The sequence below is a fragment of the Pirellulales bacterium genome (assembly GCA_035939775.1).
GTDB lineage: Bacteria > Planctomycetota > Planctomycetia > Pirellulales > DATAWG01 > DASZFO01.
On sequence record DASZFO010000059.1, the window covers coordinates 1 to 15,609 of the forward strand.

At 60.9% G+C, this 15,609-nt stretch carries 14 protein-coding genes; 7 read left to right on the plus strand and 7 right to left on the minus strand.

What is annotated here, in order from left to right; all coding sequences use genetic code 11:
- Positions 1-517: 517 nt before the first annotated feature.
- The 4 genes from VGY55_02655 to VGY55_02670 form a co-directional block, all read right to left on the minus strand.
- A complete protein-coding gene (locus tag VGY55_02655; GenBank protein HEV2968861.1) occupies positions 518-757 on the minus strand; it encodes a hypothetical protein in 240 nt (79 codons plus the stop codon).
- Between the two features lie 531 nt (positions 758-1,288).
- Positions 1,289-1,804 carry a hypothetical protein gene (locus tag VGY55_02660; protein HEV2968862.1) on the minus strand — a complete coding sequence of 172 codons (516 nt, stop codon included), beginning with the start codon at positions 1,802-1,804 and terminating at the stop codon, positions 1,289-1,291.
- Between the two features lie 152 nt (positions 1,805-1,956).
- On the minus strand, positions 1,957-2,478 hold the full coding sequence (locus VGY55_02665; protein HEV2968863.1) for a hypothetical protein: 522 nt from the start codon (positions 2,476-2,478) through the stop codon (positions 1,957-1,959).
- Between the two features lie 263 nt (positions 2,479-2,741).
- Complete coding sequence (locus VGY55_02670) at positions 2,742-3,791, minus strand: RHS repeat-associated core domain-containing protein (GenBank protein HEV2968864.1); 1,050 nt, start codon at positions 3,789-3,791, stop codon at positions 2,742-2,744.
- Positions 3,792-3,851: 60 nt separating this feature from the next.
- Here VGY55_02670 and VGY55_02675 point away from each other — a divergent pair, with 60 nt between their 5' ends.
- Positions 3,852-4,631 (plus strand): hypothetical protein, encoded by a 780-nt coding sequence (locus VGY55_02675; protein ID HEV2968865.1) that lies wholly within the window; start codon positions 3,852-3,854, stop codon positions 4,629-4,631.
- Positions 4,632-4,880: 249 nt separating this feature from the next.
- On the opposite strand, the gene VGY55_02680 is transcribed toward VGY55_02675, so the two are convergent.
- Both VGY55_02680 and VGY55_02685 read right to left on the minus strand, forming a co-directional pair.
- Positions 4,881-6,188 carry a hypothetical protein gene (locus tag VGY55_02680; protein HEV2968866.1) on the minus strand — a complete coding sequence of 436 codons (1,308 nt, stop codon included), beginning with the start codon at positions 6,186-6,188 and terminating at the stop codon, positions 4,881-4,883.
- 464 nt (positions 6,189-6,652) lie between these two features.
- The gene (locus VGY55_02685) at positions 6,653-7,501 is read right to left on the minus strand and encodes an AAA family ATPase (GenBank protein HEV2968867.1); all 849 of its coding nucleotides are present in this window, start codon (positions 7,499-7,501) and stop codon (positions 6,653-6,655) included.
- Between the two features lie 209 nt (positions 7,502-7,710).
- On the opposite strand from VGY55_02685, the gene VGY55_02690 reads away from it, so the two are divergent.
- Positions 7,711-8,433, plus strand: coding sequence for a gamma-glutamyl-gamma-aminobutyrate hydrolase family protein (locus tag VGY55_02690; GenBank protein ID HEV2968868.1), 723 nt, complete (start codon positions 7,711-7,713; stop codon positions 8,431-8,433).
- Between the two features lie 72 nt (positions 8,434-8,505).
- Positions 8,506-9,372 (plus strand): formyltransferase family protein, encoded by an 867-nt coding sequence (locus tag VGY55_02695; GenBank protein ID HEV2968869.1) that lies wholly within the window; start codon positions 8,506-8,508, stop codon positions 9,370-9,372.
- A 22-nt stretch (positions 9,373-9,394) separates the two neighbouring features.
- Here the strand turns inward: VGY55_02695 and VGY55_02700 are convergent, their stop codons facing one another.
- Complete coding sequence (locus VGY55_02700; protein ID HEV2968870.1) at positions 9,395-10,384, minus strand: purine-nucleoside phosphorylase; 990 nt, start codon at positions 10,382-10,384, stop codon at positions 9,395-9,397.
- Between the two features lie 128 nt (positions 10,385-10,512).
- Here VGY55_02700 and VGY55_02705 point away from each other — a divergent pair, with 128 nt between their 5' ends.
- From VGY55_02705 to VGY55_02720, 4 genes are all read left to right on the plus strand, one after another.
- The gene (locus VGY55_02705) at positions 10,513-11,319 is read left to right on the plus strand and encodes a Nif3-like dinuclear metal center hexameric protein (GenBank protein ID HEV2968871.1); all 807 of its coding nucleotides are present in this window, start codon (positions 10,513-10,515) and stop codon (positions 11,317-11,319) included.
- Positions 11,320-11,411: 92 nt separating this feature from the next.
- Positions 11,412-12,179 (plus strand): glycosyltransferase family 2 protein, encoded by a 768-nt coding sequence (locus VGY55_02710; GenBank protein HEV2968872.1) that lies wholly within the window; start codon positions 11,412-11,414, stop codon positions 12,177-12,179.
- Positions 12,163-13,884, plus strand: coding sequence for a hypothetical protein (locus VGY55_02715; GenBank protein HEV2968873.1), 1,722 nt, complete (start codon positions 12,163-12,165; stop codon positions 13,882-13,884). Before VGY55_02710 ends, VGY55_02715 begins: the two co-directional genes overlap by 17 nt.
- A gap of 219 nt (positions 13,885-14,103) precedes the next feature.
- Complete coding sequence (locus VGY55_02720) at positions 14,104-15,591, plus strand: GNAT family N-acetyltransferase (protein HEV2968874.1); 1,488 nt, start codon at positions 14,104-14,106, stop codon at positions 15,589-15,591.
- Positions 15,592-15,609: the final 18 nt, after the last annotated feature.

Genomic DNA, 15,609 nt, shown 5'->3' on the forward strand with positions numbered 1-15,609 from the left:
ATCGAGAAACATTCGCCCGGCTATCTACTCGCCGTTTTCAGCGGCGGCAAATCGGATGATGATGTCGCCGTCGCCCAAGCCGGCCTGGCACAATTGGGCAAAGCGATGGACGCTGGCGCGACAGGCAAATGATGGGCGAGAAGGGAGGCGCGTACGCCGACTATCTATCTGACCATCCAGAGTAAAACTGCCAAAGCCGCTGCTCGGGAATGTCTGACGGCGTCTCGGTTAGTCGCGGGCATGATCGCGCGTCATGCCGTGAGCCAGAATCCCTATTCCCGCCAGCCAAGCCCACGCAGACATGCCGCGAAGCGCGCCGGCGACTGGCTTCGCTGCAACAACGATGCCTAGGCGTCATTCACCGTGCATTGGGCCAGGGTGCGCGCTCGGGGTACTCGGTCATAAAACCGAACGCAGCTTCAGGGAAAAGGGTCTTCATCCGATGCGCTTGCGGCTTGGAATTACCTTTTGGAAAATTGATGATCAATGCCGTATGATCGCCCATTAGAGGGCGAATCTATGGGATCTGTGACATCTCGTGATGCTCCATCTCGTATTGCACATCTTCAATCACGCCACCGTTGTCCAGCAACCACGACCGAAGGGCCTTGCGTTCCTCCACGATCCGGGCTTGATTCGCAAGCCAACCGCACGGAACCGCAAGGATTGTTACAACGAGGAATAGCGTCCGCAGTCGGTATTGGAACCAGCGGCGTTTGCGCTTTGGCGGGTCAGCTTTGGGCGGCTCCGTTTGCATGGCCGCATTATCCCCGACCGCGCGCAACCGGGGAAAAAGTTAAGCAGTGCCGGGAGACCGAGTCGGCTTGATTGCTCGGGGCCAACGCGTTGTCGGGCTGGATTCTGGGCGAACTCAACCACTCAAGCAGCGCACCAGTCTCTTTCGTAAGCCTTCTCGATGGACCCAAAAACTCCGACAACTCGCCGAAAAGGAATCCGACTTCGACCCCATCCGTTCCGACCCCGGCTTTCAAAGCCTGACGAGCATTATTGTCTGAGAACCCTTCACACAATCAACAGATGTGCGCGCGGAGGTTCTGCTCGGCGCGCACCAAAATGAATTGCCAAAGATCGTCACTGCAAGCTCGCCCATTTTACAAAGGCCCCTGGCCGGCTCTGTTGAAAACCTCACTCACTCGATGGGTTTGGCCAAAATCGAAGTGGTGTTTTTCTCGAAGAAAACGACACCTTTTCAAAATCGTCAATAACTAGAGAGATGGGTTTTCAACAGAGCCGACTTATCCCCTTTTCTACGCCCCGCGTTGCGCCCTTACTGCCGTCTTGTGAGCTTTAGACGATCAAGAGTGTCCACAAACCGCGCTAGGTGTGCCTCATCCTTCGCGCAGACGGAAAGCCACTCATCGTGGCCGGTCTTGAATAGGACTTTCCCGGCTCCATCCAAGAGGCTTGAGTCCCAATAAAAATAAAGTGTCAGCGCGAGCAAACATTCTAGCGCTTGCAGATCCGTGTGATCAAAAACGAGGCCCGGGGCTTCATCGAGAGGACGAGTCTCACCTAACGAACTCCGGTAACCATCGAATATCGCCATATTCTCCGACGACGGCCAGACCCCATGGAGCGTGATCCAAAACAGCCCGGGTTGCCGAACATCAATAGAAGAATAGTGAGTAACGTAGTGTGCGAGCGCCGTCTTCTTGCCCGTATCGACTGGCATCGAGTAGCTAACCCGATGCGGATAACCGTCTTCGACATTTTCCAATGTTACGGTTGGCCCGACGTTCGCCTTCAGCCATTCCTCGCATTCGTGCTGCGAAAGCATCTTCATAAAGTCCCCATCGCATAATGAATTCTTTCCGAGGCCATTTCGAGCCGGGGCAAGAAAAGGGGACATTCTACTTTTCACGAGAAAGTAGAATGTCCCCTTTTCCTCGCCTACGCGCGTTCGAGTTTTCCCTTTAGTTTTTCCGCTTTCCAGCCCTACACCGTTAGTTTCCCCCATGGCTTGAGACTTAGGCGATCGAGGCTTTGGGCGAACTGCTTTAGCCGCTCCTCATCCTTTGCGTGGACGGCAACGAACCCGCCATGGCTGCAATTGAATGCAATTCTACCGCCTCCCTCGAAGAGGACGGCGTCCCAATAGAAATAAAGCGCAAGGTCGAGCAGGCACTCTAGCTGCTGTACATCCGACTCGCCAAATACATGGCCGGGAGAGTCAAAAACGTGGCGATTCTCACCCAAAGATTTCCGGTAGCCGTCGAAGAGCGCCATATTCTCCATCGCGATTCCCCAGGCGGTGATCCAAAACAGCCCTGGTTGCCTGATGTCAAGAGAACAGTAGTGGATCACCATATTTGCGAGTGCTGTTAGCTTCAGGGCTTCGGCTGGATGCCAATAGGTGACGCAATGCGGGTATTCTTCATCCAGCGTCTCCACCGAGAGAGTTTTCCCGAGGTTGCCCCGCAGCCACTCCTCGCATTCCTGTTGCGAAACTATCTTCATAAGGTCCCCGTAGCATAAGGGATTCTTTCCGAGGCACTTTCGAGCCGGACCGCGACGCGATCTTCAGGAGCCAAGAGCGCGTCGGTCAAGTAAGAGTTTTCGAGCTTACTCCGAAGGGCGGCTCAACACGAAAACGCGGCATTAATGGCGGCTCATTTGAGTTTTGTCGTCGCGAACGACGCGGCAGTTGCGGGATTATGGCCTTCACGCGTAAAATGTATTGTTTTCTAGGGCCTGCGACAATAGTGGTGTGCCAGCAGGGATTAGTCCCAGATGCCCAATATTAAAATCCACGGAGGAATCGGAATGCTCCTGTGTACCGGAGGGGGCTGATAGGGGTGGGCCTGATCTGGCGTGAGCGGATTGCCATCCGGATCGAAATGCTGAACCGGACTGCCAAGGCCGTCATTTACGTCCCAGTGAGGAACAGGGCCGTCTCCGTCCCAGCTCGCGTTCGGTTGGCTCTGGTTCGGTATTGGCCTTCGCGGTCCGTATGTACCCTTACGTGTATTTCCAGGGTCGCGGTTCCATTTCCAACCATTCCCTTCGCCCCCGTTTGGTACTGGGAACGGCGGGTCCGGCGTCGGCGACGCTGCGATGGGTGAGTTGATTTCGTTAAGCCACTCCTGACGATTACCAATGCCGTCGTCTGAATGCCCCGGTCCGCCGTACCACGCGTGGTGGTGGCGGTCCACCCAGTAGCTATGGGTGCTCTGCGGATCACCACTCCAAGGGAACCACACGCCCTGCGAGTTGGCGATTTGTCCGTCTCCGCCACCTCCTCCTCCTCCTCCGCCCCCCGGCCCCAACAATCCCTCGCCGCCCCCGCCTCCGTCGAGCCCGGCGGTCATGGGTCCACCGCCGCCCGCCCCCAACAACCCCCCGCCGCCCCCGCCCCCGAACTCGAACCCGCCAGACCCGCCGCTCCCGCCGACGAAACCGATATCGAATTCCCCCGCCAACCCGCTCGGGTCGATGAGATTCGTCGGGCTGTTGCCGACGTAGCGGAAGGGGTCCGAGTCGAAGGTCAGGCCCGCCGGGTCTTCGCTCAGCCAACGCTGGTCGGTGGGATAATACCAGCGGCCGGGCAAGCCGCTCGACGGGTCGTTGTGGTATTCGAGGCCGATGTTCGGGTCGTAGAACACCCCGCTGTGCATGAACGCAAACGGGACCGACGTGCTCGACTGGCTGTAGATCTTGCCGAAGCTGTCGTACACGATGTGGTCGACGAGCGAGCCGGAGACGATCCAATCGCGCACCGAGCCTTCGTTGTCCCCGAGCGCCCAATAGGTTGTGCCCGGACTGGACGGCATCCAGTTGCTCCCGCTCGGCGTGAACCGCTCGTCGGCACTGGGTTTTTTAGCCCGCCCGACGTGACACCGCTGCCAAACTTGCGCACGTGGTTCCAGCCGGACGCGACTCTGTTGAAGGCGCACGAGTCGCGAGTGCTTGACAATATCAATGCGGTGCTCGACCGTTGGGCTGAGCAACCGCTAGCGCGTGTCGCGCAGCTCTATCAACCCGTCGATCGAGATTTCCTGCTGACGTTCCGCGAGTTGGATTCCTATTCGCGCCCGCCGGAGACCGAGTATTGGGACGTGTGGAGCGCCGGCATGGGAGAGCCGCCGCAATGGCCGCCGGGACGAGGGCGGAGAATCTTCGCCTACCTGAAGCCGTTCAAGGCGCTTCCGCAACTCTTGGCCGCGCTCAATGGGCTGCCGAATCCGAGCATGATCTTCGCTCCCGGCGTCGACCCGCGGCTTCGGAACGAGTGCCGCAACCCGACACTCCGATTTGTGGATAAGCCGGTCGAAATGGCCCAGGCGGCGCGCGAGTGCAATCTCGCGATCCTCAACGGGACTCATGCGACGACCGTGGCGATGCTGCTCGCAGGCAAGCCGGCCTTGCACATTCCCATCTTTCTGGAGCAGGCGCTCAACGCCCAAGCGGCCGAACGATTAGGTGCGGCGGTCGCCACGTCTCCGAACGAGTCGAAGCAGACCATCGACGCTCTGCGGCTGCTGCTCGCGCGCGACCAGTTCGCAGAAGCCGCTCAATCGTTCGCCGCCCGATACGCCATATTTGATCCGAACATTCAAATTGAGCGGCTCGTCAATCGCGCGGAAGAGCTGGCTGTGGGACCTGACCCGTGAACCCGGCGTAGAAATTGGGCCAGGGGATTTTGTACAATGGGCCAAGTTACGGTGACGATCTTCGGCAATTCATTTTGGTGCGCGATGGCGCTCGCTCCGCAAAATAAGGACAGTTCCCGCCGCGGCGGATGTTCCACCCGGCGTTTCTCCGGTAGGCGCTAACAAAAAAAATCCCCGGTCGGCGGATGGTTGCCGACCGGGGATCACTGACGCGGTTGAAAAGGAGTCCGCGAACCGACCACATTCGTTCTAGAACCGGAACGTCGCGCCCAGGAAGGCGCCATGCACGATCAAATCGCCGTTGGTCTTCACGTCGGCGAATTCGCTCGCCGCCGCCAGGAAGTGCGGGATCTGATTGTCCGACAAGGCAATGCCGCTCACCGCCACCACGCGATAACCGCCCACGATGCTCCAACGCTGTCCGACGTCGTAGTTCAAGCCCAAATCGAACGAGCCGAGGAACGAGACCGTGTCTTTGTGCCCGACGATGTCGAAGTTGACGATCCCGTCGCCGCGATAGTAGCGCGACTCTGCCTGAGCGTAGTCGCCAAAGATGCCCATCTTCGGCAGGCCGAAGATAGACAGCCGATTGGTGAGCTTGTAGTTCACCAGGGCGCCGATCTGGAAGCCGGCCATGTCGTTCTCGCAGTGCACATTCAAGTTGGCCTGATCGGCGCCGCCGTTGTCGCCAAAGTTGAAGCCGCCCGCCACCGAAGTCCAGAGCAAGTTCTCATCAAAGTTGAAGAACCGCACGCCATACAACCAAGTCGTTTGTAGATAAGCGCAGGTGTCCGCGGCACAGGGGTTGTAGGTGAAGTTGATCTCGACGTTGTTGACCTGGTCGTTCCGCCAGATCAGGGCCTCATGGGCATTGGTGAAGAAGCTATCGGGAGTTTGGCCGCCGAGGAGCAGGCCGGCCGCTCCATTGGTGGTGTCCATCGGGGTGCCGAGGTTGTTGGTCGCCGACGACACGCTGGCAAACCCATTCATGTTCCAGATGCCCCAGTAGGTCAGCTCGACGCCGCATTCGCAACAGAAGTTGTAGCCGATGCCGAATTCACCGCCGCCGTCCCAATGGACGTTGGCGTCTTCGGTGTTGAGGTTCTGGAAGTTATTGTTGGTTTGATCGTAGGTGGTCCAGAATTTATTCGGCTGGTTGCGGGTCATCACGATTCCGCCCGCGTAGCCGGTCCAAGTCGGGCAGCAACAGCCACAACCGCCTTCGCAGCCGCCGGCACAATCAGCACAACCGGTCGGAGCCTGCATGGCATCATAAACGTCGTGCGATGCATCCGGGGCGGCGGGCTGAACCTGCCCGCCCGGCGCCGGTTGATACCGCGCCATGAGCGCGTAGGGCTGTCCAGCCGTCGGATCAACGACCGGCGTGAGCGATGCGTAGTTGCCGTTTGACCAGGGCGAAGAGAGTTCTGGAAGCGGCAGAAGGCTGGGGACGGCCGCTGAAGGCGGGGCTTCAGGGTCGCCGTATTGGGCCCAAGCGCTGGACGTGGTCAGTCCGCTGACCATCAGCGCCAGAGCAATCATTCTGGCGGATTTCATCTTCAACACTCCTTTTGAAGGACACTATTCCGTAACGCGTTACCCGACCCCGTTCAGTTGAGCCGGTGCATTCGTCCAACAAGACCAGGACGCCTGGTCGCGTTCCAAAGGCGATGGAAATCCGTTCCCTGCCAACACTCCGTTCTGCACCACTCAGAATCGTCCGGCGTGGCGGCGGAGTCTTCGCGATTTAGCCCTCACGCGGCGGTTTTCTGAAACCCCCGGCACTGCAATCGCTGCCCGCGCTGCGGTCTAGGCAGGGCAAAAAAAGTCGCTGGTTCGCATCCGCGGCAAATCCGTCACGGCGCGCACACAACTCCCGCACAGCCCGCATATCCGGAGGGGCGAGGGGAGACAGGAGGCAGTGGGCAGGAGGCCGGAGGCAGGGCATCGCTCGCGCGTCTACTGCCAACTACCGACTTGAAATTCGGCCGGGGTAGGCAAGAAGACCGAGAAGTAACCAGTTAGCGGGCGTCCGCTTGCGCTTCCCTCGTCTCTCGCCCCTCGCCCCTCGCCACGTCCAGCACTTCTTCCGCCAACTGCCGATAGTCTTCCGCGCCATGGGAATCGGCCGCGTATTGGAAGATCGATTGGCCAAAACTCGGGGCCTCGGCCAGGCGGATATTGCGGCGGATGCGGGTGCTGAACATCCGAGCTTCGGACCAAGGGCCGCGCGCCTCCCGTTGTCCCTTGAAAAACTCCTCGACGTCGCGCCCCACTTCCGCCGCCAGCCGCGTACCGGACTCGTAAAGACAAAAGACGATGCCGGTCAAGCGCAGCCGATCGTTCAGTCGCTTCGACACCAGTTCGATCGTTTGCAGCAGCTTGCTTAGCCCGTGCAAGGCCAGAAAATGGGGTTGCAGCGGCAGGAAGACCTCATCGACTGCCGCCAGGGCGTTGAGCGTCAAAATGCCGAGCGACGGCGGACAATCGATTAGCAAGAAGTCGAAAGACGGCGCGTCAGGCGACTGAGCGTCTTCGAGCAACTTATCGCGCAGCACGACCTCGCGCCCGACCACTCCCACCAATTCCACTTCCGCGGCGGCCAGATCGATGTGCGAACCGATAACCCAAAGATTCTCGCTCACCTGCCGCCGGGCCTCGGCCAATGCCGCGTCGCCGGTGAGCACATCATACACTGATCGCTCCGAATTTCCGGTGGTCACGCCGAGGTGCAGCGACGCGTGGGCTTGCGGGTCGAGATCGATCAAGCAGACCCGCTGCCCTGAGGCCGCGAGCGCGGCGCTGAGATTGACGGCGGTGGTCGTCTTGCCGACGCCCCCTTTCTGATTCAAAATCGCGATCGATCGCATCCTTGACCTCTCTGCCGCCGGCATAATTGCGGCGGCCTGCCGTTCGGCCCGGATTATAGCCGCCCACTCTCTCGCCGGCCTAGAGGTCTGACGCTCGACCCCGGCCGTTGCCGACGCTGCCAGCGGCGGTTGCGAAAATCGCAACGGCAGCCAACGTCGGCGATCAATGCGCGTTTGTCGGCGGAATGCAGGCGCGATAAGCTGATGGCATGAAGCCCGTTCTTGCACTGCGACACGTTGCCCACGAAGGTCTTGGCACGATCGAGGACGTTTTGCGCCGCGAGCAATTGGTTTTCAGCGTGGTCGATCTGTTCCACGAATCGTTGCGAACGTTTAATCCAGAGCAGCTCGCCGGATTGATCGTGATGGGGGGGCCGATGAATGTCGATGAGACCGATCGCTATCCGTTTCTCGCCGACGAGGTGAAATGGATTCGTCAATCGGTCGACGCTGGGCTGCCCGTGCTCGGCGTTTGCCTCGGTTCGCAATTGCTGTCCAAAGCCCTGGGATCGCGCGTCTATCCCAACCGAGTCAAGGAGATCGGCTGGTACGAGATCGGACTGACCGATGCCGCCCGCAGCGACCAACTCTTCGGCGACTGCCGGCCGACTGAAACCGTCTTCCAATGGCACGGCGACACGTTCGATTTGCCCGACGGGGCCGTGCGCCTGGCTCACAGCGAACAATGCGAAAACCAAGCGTTTCGTTTTGGCCGGGTGGCGTATGGATTGCAATTCCACCTCGAGGTCACGCCGGAGATCATTGCAAGTTGGCTTGGCGAGCCGGGAAATTGCGGCGAATTGGACGGATTGGATTATATCGATCCGGAGGCGATCCGCCGGCAAACGCCCGACCGAATCGGCCCGCTCAAATCGCTCGGCGACGGCATCCTCGGCCGGTTCGCCGCGTTGTGCCGTGGAGTTTCAGGGTAAGATGGAATCGGGCTCTTCGTCAGTCAACGGCCAGCGGATTTCATCTGCGGTCTCCTTCGCATCAATCGTCCAATGCAAGTTACGATCTCCGCTGTCGGGCCGGATAACCGCGGGTTGGCCGATCCGATTATTCATCACGTCACAGGGCTGGGCGCCAATATCGCCGAGATCCAGATGTATGACCATGACGAGGAATGCCTCTTCGCCATGCTCCTGCGCATCGAATTGGACGGGGCTCACTTCGCCGATCTGAAATCTGCGCTTGAAGAGATCGGCGCGACCAAGAAACTCTCGATCCGAGTGTGGTCGCCGGACGTGCGAGCGGCCCGGCCCCGACTCGCCATTTGCACGACGCTTCGCCCCGAGCCGCCGCTGGCCCTGCTGCGGGCGATCCGCGATCGGACGATCGCCGCCGAGGCGGCCGTCATGCTCGGCAACCGCAATCACTGCCGCGCGCTGGCCGAGCAGTTCGGCATCGACTGGCACTCGATCGGCGACGAGAACGGCGCGGCCGACGAAAATCGATTGATAGAATTGTGCGATCAATACGAGGTGGACTACATCGTTCTCGCCCGCTACATGAGGATTCTTTCACCGTCGGTCTGTTGGAAATACGCCGGCGGCCGGATCGTCAATCTGCATCACGGCCTGCTGCCCAGCTTTCCCGGCATGCGGCCCTATCACGAGGCCTATGCCGTCCGCATGCTGACCTACGGCGCGACCTGCCACTTCATCGTCCCGGAACTCGACGCCGGCAATCAGATCGTCTATCAATCGACGTTCACCGTCCCGCCGGGCATGAGGCTCGACGAAATCATGCGCAGCGGCCAGGAAGACAACGAGCCGCACTGCCTCGTGGAAGGCGTCCGCCGAGTGGTCTCCGGCGAAGTGCGCCTGCACTTCCATCGCGTCGTGGCGGCACGAGCGTCAGGGAGTTAGCCGCGGCAATTGTGCCGTGGAGCTACGCGCTTCGAGCCCTATCGAGTTCGTCACTTGTCGGCCGATTGCAATACTCGCGGCTCGATTCGCTCGCCAGTATCTCCAATAATATCCACCGCACTTTTGGTTCGGACTTGGCCGCCGCCGCGATGACATCGGCGGCGTGGGTTTTGTGCGGGGCGTCGGGCAGGCCGAGGTTGGTGATCGTCGAGAGGGCCAAGATGCGCAGGCCCAATTGCGCGGCGACCGTCACCTCGGGTACGGTGGACATGCCGACTGCGTCGCCGCCGATGCGCCGCAGGAAACGATATTCGGCCCGTGTCTCGTAGTTCGGCCCGGTCACGGCAATGTAAACTCCTTGATGGGCCACGAAGTTCGCGCGGCGGGCGATTGCGGCGGCGCGCGCGAGCAGGGACGGATCGTAGGGACTTGGGCGCATCGCGGTGATCGGCAGCGCGTCATTGCTGGACAAGCCAGCAGCAGCTTGGGTAGCACTGGCCAGCGAAGTCGGCCAGTGTCGCGCGGGTTGGGATGCCACTGGCCGACGTTGCTGGCCAGTGGCACACGCCGATTCGAAAGTGCCGAACATTAAGTTGATGTGGTCGGCGATCAAGAGGATGTCGCCGGGCGAGTATTGCGGATTTAACCCGCCGGCGGAGTTGGTGACGATCAGCAATTCGATCCCGAGCGCGTGAATCACGCGCGTCGGAAACGTGATTTCGGCGAATGAGTAGCCTTCGTAGGCATGCAGCCGGCCGTCCATCACGACGACCGGCAAATTCGCGACGTGGCCGCATACGAGCCGCCCTCGATGCCCCAGCGCCGTCGCCCGTTCAAAGTGTGGAATCGATTCATACGGCAGAATCGTTTCGGCTTGAACTTCGTCGGCGAAGTGCCCTAATCCAGTGCCCAGAATCAGTCCGGCGCGCGGCATGCCATTCCACCGCCGGCGAATCCACGCCACTGCTTCAAGAATCTTCGCTTCCGATGGTTCGATGGCTTTGCACTGCATAGCGGGTGGATCATACTCGATAGCCGAAGAAAGTGGTACGCTGGAGCGAACTCCCGGCGTAAACCCCGATGCGAGATGCGGAGTGCAGTTTGCACGTCGTCTTGTCTCCAATCCATCGCTTGTCACTTATGCTCACAGTTGCCTCGATCGCCGAATTCCTCGAACATTTCGCGCCGCCGCGGTTGGCGGAGGAATGGGACAACGTCGGATTGCTGGTCGGCAATGCCGCGCGGCCGGTTGAGCGGATGATGACCTGCCTCACACTCACCCCCGACAGCGTCGGCGAGGCGGTCGCCGAGCGGGTCGATCTGGTCGTCACGCATCATCCGCTGCCGTTCCGGCCGCTGCGACGCGTGACGTCAGATTCGCCGGAAGGCCGGCTGCTGCTCGATCTCATCGAGGCGCGGATCGCGGTCTACAGTCCGCATACGGCCTTCGATTCGACCGGACGCGGCATTAACCAACGGCTAGCCGAAGGTCTTGGATTAGACGCGATCGAGCCACTCGTACCGGGCGTCGACGATCCGGCGATTGGCACGGGACGCTGCGGCAAGCTTGCCAAATCGCTAAAGCTCACCGAACTGGCGAAGCGAACCGGCCGCTTCGTATCGATTGAAACGGTGCAGGTTGTCGGCGATCCGGACCGCGCGATCCAAAAAGTCGCCGTCGGTTGCGGCAGCGCCGGAGAATTGTTTGCCGTTGCACGAGATTTGCATTGCGATTGCTTTGTCACCGGCGAAGCGCGGTTCCATAGTTGCCTCGAAGCGGAGGCGATTGGAATTGCCCTGATCCTAGCCGGCCATTTCGCCAGCGAGCGATTCGCTCTCGAAGGATTGGCCGAACTGCTGGCAGTGCAATTCCCGTCGGCGACGGTATGGGCCAGCCGTCGTGAGCGCAATCCGCTCCGCTCGATCGAAACGAACTGTCCATCGTGAGATTTTGTCGGGAAACGCCGCACGTCGCCGTTCGTTGACGAACGGTTCGCCCGATCTAGAATGAATGCACCCCGAAAAATCAAGCTGAGATTATGTCGTCGCATTTTCTAACTGCACTGCCCGTTTTTAACGAAGTCGGCCACGTGGCGGCCGTGCTCGACGAGGTGTTGCGCTATAGCCGGGACGTGCTGGTGGTGGACGACGGCTCGACCGACGGCACGTCGGAATTGCTCGCCGCGCGGCACGACGTGCGCCGAGTGACGCATGAGGTGAATCGCGGGTACGGCGCTGCACTGCGCTCCGCCTTCGACTATACGCTGGCTCATGGCTACGAAGTCTTAGTAACCATCGATTGCGATGGCCAGCATACGCCGCAGCGCATTCCGCTATTTGTCGCCGCCGCACGGGACGCCGATATCGTTTCCGGGAGCCGTTATCTCGAGCGGTTCGACGGCGACAGCCTGGCCCCCGCCGATCGACGCCGAATCAATCTGCAAGTCACGGCCGAGCTGAACCGCCGGCTCGGCCTGAACTTGACCGACGCGTTCTGCGGTTTCAAGGCCTATCGCTCGTCGGCGCTCGAGGCGCTCGACATCAAGGAGCCCGGCTACGCCATGCCTCTGGAGCTTTGGGTCCAAGCCGCTCACGCCAGACTCAAGATCGTCGAGTTGCCGGTGCCGCTGATCTATTTGGAGGAAGAGCGATCGTTCGGCGGCTCGCTGGACGACGCACGCAAGCGACTGCAATACTATCACGAAATCATCGATCGGAGCCTGACGGCGATCGCATCGGCCCGAAACGAGTCCGATCAGCCGCACGATTGCTGCGCTTCGGGCGTGTGCGATGAAGATCAGTCGTAGGGCGGCGCAGGATCCAAGTTCATTTACGCATCCCCTTTATATCGTGATCCTCGCTCACACCTCCGCGACTCATAGCTTGATGCCGAAGCCTCCCATTCCGAACGCTGAATTGGCAGCGCCGCGGACGAGTGGGGCGAAACTCATCCTGCCGCCGATCGATGAGGCAGGTGAATGGGCGGCGGCCAATCGCCGGATTATCGACCGCTCGGACTACGAGCTGCAAGGGCGCCGACTTTCCGCGCTCGCGGCCCAAGCGCGCGACGAGCTGCTGATCGCCGCCCTGCGGCACACGCGTTCGTATCGCGATGTCGCGGAGCCGGCGAAGTTGTCGGACACTCTGTTTCTCGCCGGTCATCAGCCGGAGATCTATCATCCGGGCGTCTGGCTGAAGAACTTTATTCTCGACCGCTTGGCGCGTCGGCACGACGGCGTGGCGATTAACCTGGTGATCGACAGCGACACGATCAAGTCGTCGGCGTTGCGGGTGCCCGGCGGTTCGATCGCCGAGCCGACCGTCGAAGGCGTGCTCTTCGATCGGCCGTCGGCGGAGATTCCATTTCAATCGCGGACCATTCTGGACCAAGAGCTGTTTGAGAGCTTCGGCCGCCGGGCGGCCGCACGGCTGGCGCCGCTGGTTCCCGATCCCATGCTGATCGACTACTGGCCGCTCGCCGTTGCCTGTTCCCAGCGGACGCGCAATTTAGGCGAATGCTTGGCGCAGTCGCGACATCAATGGGAAGGGAGCTGGGGGCTCTCGACGCTCGAGATTCCCCAGAGCTGCGTGTGCCAACTCGAGGCGTTTCAGTGGCTCAGCGCGCATTTACTGGCCCATCTGCCGCGGTTCTGGGACGTTTATAATTCCGCCCTGGCGGACTATCGCCGTTGCTACCACGTACGCAGCCAGGCGCATCCGGTGCCGGAATTGGCCGTCGACGATCAATGGCTCGAAGCGCCGTTCTGGATCTGGACCGATGAGGATCCGCGTCGGAGGCGCGTCTTTGCCCGCCAGCGGGGCGATGATATCTTGCTCACAGATCGAGAGCGGATCGAGGTGGCGATTCCTCTGTCGGCCGATTCGGATGGGGCGCGAGCCGTCCAGCAATTGGCGGCCCTGGGAGATCGCGGAATTCATCTGCGGAGCCGCGCGTTGCTGACAACGCTGGCGGCGCGGCTCGTGTTCGGCGACTTGTTCTTGCACGGCGTCGGCGGGGCGAAGTACGACCGGCTGACCGACGCGATCATCGAGCGATTCTTCGGCCTGGACGCCCCGGCGTATATGGTCGTCTCGGGGACGTTGCACTTGCCGATCGCGCGCCCGACGGTGAGCGGCGGCGATTTACGCGACGTCGAACGCGAGCTGCGCGATCTGACGTTCCATCCGGAGCGATTTATTACCGAATCGCCGCGCGATGCATCCGACAATGAAACTTCGCCCGCGCCATGGCTTGAAATGAAACGGCGATGGATCGCCGCCCCGTTTGCACCGAGCCAAGCGCGCGAGCGCTACCGCGCGATCCGCGCGGCCAATGAAGATCTGCAACGGTTTATCGTCGCGCGGCGCGAGGAGGCCTTGCGCCGCTCCGATCGGCTGGCTCGCGAGCTTCGCGCCGAAGCGATCCTCTCGTCGCGCGACTATGGGTTCGGTTTGTATCCAGAAAAAAGTTTGCACGATTTCCTACTAGCTTTTCCCGTTGAGAGAGTTTAGTCTGATGGCAAGCGTGGGGCATTCAAGGATCGAAGTCTAGCTAAGAAGGGATTCGCAATGAGCCGCTCGGCAGCCGGGGCGGTCGTTTCCGAGGCCAATGCTGTGGCCGGAACAAAGCGTCCCCAGGATTCGCGGCAAACTCTGTCAGATCGGCGCCGAGAGAGAAATCGCTCTCGGCCTCCGGAACCGAAGCCGGCCCAATTGAAGGGATGCCTTCCTTTGTCGGCAGAAGATCGCCGTCGCGTCGCCGCCGACAAGCGGCGACCCGTGCGATCGGAAAGTCAGCGAACCCAGCCGGTTCGCAAGCCTTCTCGCCAGAACGCTCCTCACGAGCATCGTCATGGTTCGCGCGATAAGGCATCGCCCCTCGTCGCTCTCGATGGAGTCAGCCGGTTGGCGGCGCCTTCCGCGACCAACGGAACGCGACGCGGCGATCCAGCGGCGCCTCCGCCCGTCTGGCAGGTCGTCGAGGCCCGAGCCGGCGATCATCCCAGCATTTACCAGTGGCTATTGGCCGTCTTTCATGCTCCCACGCGCGAGGAGTTTCACGCCGAGCAGGACGATCCGACGTATGAGCCGGTCAATCGCTTGCTCGTGAAGCGAGGCTCGCGGATCGTCTCCCATGCGCAGCTCATTGACCGAACGATGCTCTTCGGTTCGTTGCGGTTGCCGATCGACCAGGTGGCGTGGCTGGGCACGCTGCCGGAGTTTCGCCGGCAAGGGGCGGCCACCGCCTTGCTGGAAGCCGTGGATGCTAAGATGCGCCGCGACGGCGCAGTGCTTGGTTTGCTGCGCACGCGGGTGCCGCACTTTTTTCATCGGGCGGGCTGGGCGGTCTGCGGGCGACATTGTTTCTCCCAAGCCAAGGCCCGAGATATCTTGGCCCGCTATTGGGCGGAGCCGGCCCTGCGCCGCGATCCGCTCAATCTGCGCCTTTGGCGTCACTTCGAGTTGCCGGCCTTGATGCGAATCTACGCACAGAACACGAGCGAGGCATTTGGTCCGCTGGCGCGCGGCGAGACCTATTGGCGATGGTTGATCTCTCGAGGGGCGTTCGATCATATCATCATCGCGCTGGCTGGACCCGACCGGCTGGATTTGAACGAAGCGGGGGCGCCGATCGTCGGTTATGCGGTCGTTCGACAGGAGCGGGTCGTTGAACTGCTCACGAACCCGGCCTATCCGACGGCCGGCGTTCAGCTTCTTGCCAGGGCCTGCTCCGATGCGATCGAACGTCGCGGCAACGAGATCGTGCTCGAAGCGCCACCATGCGATCCGCTCCATCGATTCATGACCTCCGCCGGCGGCGAGTTTCGTCATCATGAATCCGACGATCAAGAAGTATTCATGATCAAACTTCTCGATCCGGCAGGTTTTCTCAACGGCTTGTCCGGGCTTTTGGACGCGCGCTCCCGAGCGGCTGGCGTTCCGCGGAATTGCGAGTTGGGCCTGCTGGCCGGCGCGGATAAGTTCTTGTTTACGATGAGTCGAAACGGGCTGAAAATCGTGCGCGGTCGGCTGGGGAGGAGCCACGTGGCTTGCTCGGGCTCCGAATTCACGCGTTTGCTGCTGGGGCATGACTCTCCGGAGGAGTCCGCCGCGCAAGGGCGATTGACCGCCTCGACCCAATTGGCGCTCGAATTGGCTGGGATTCTGTTCCCGCGTCTCCCAACGTGGCGACCGCTTTTGGACGATCTGACCATATAAGCCATTATATCTATGGCA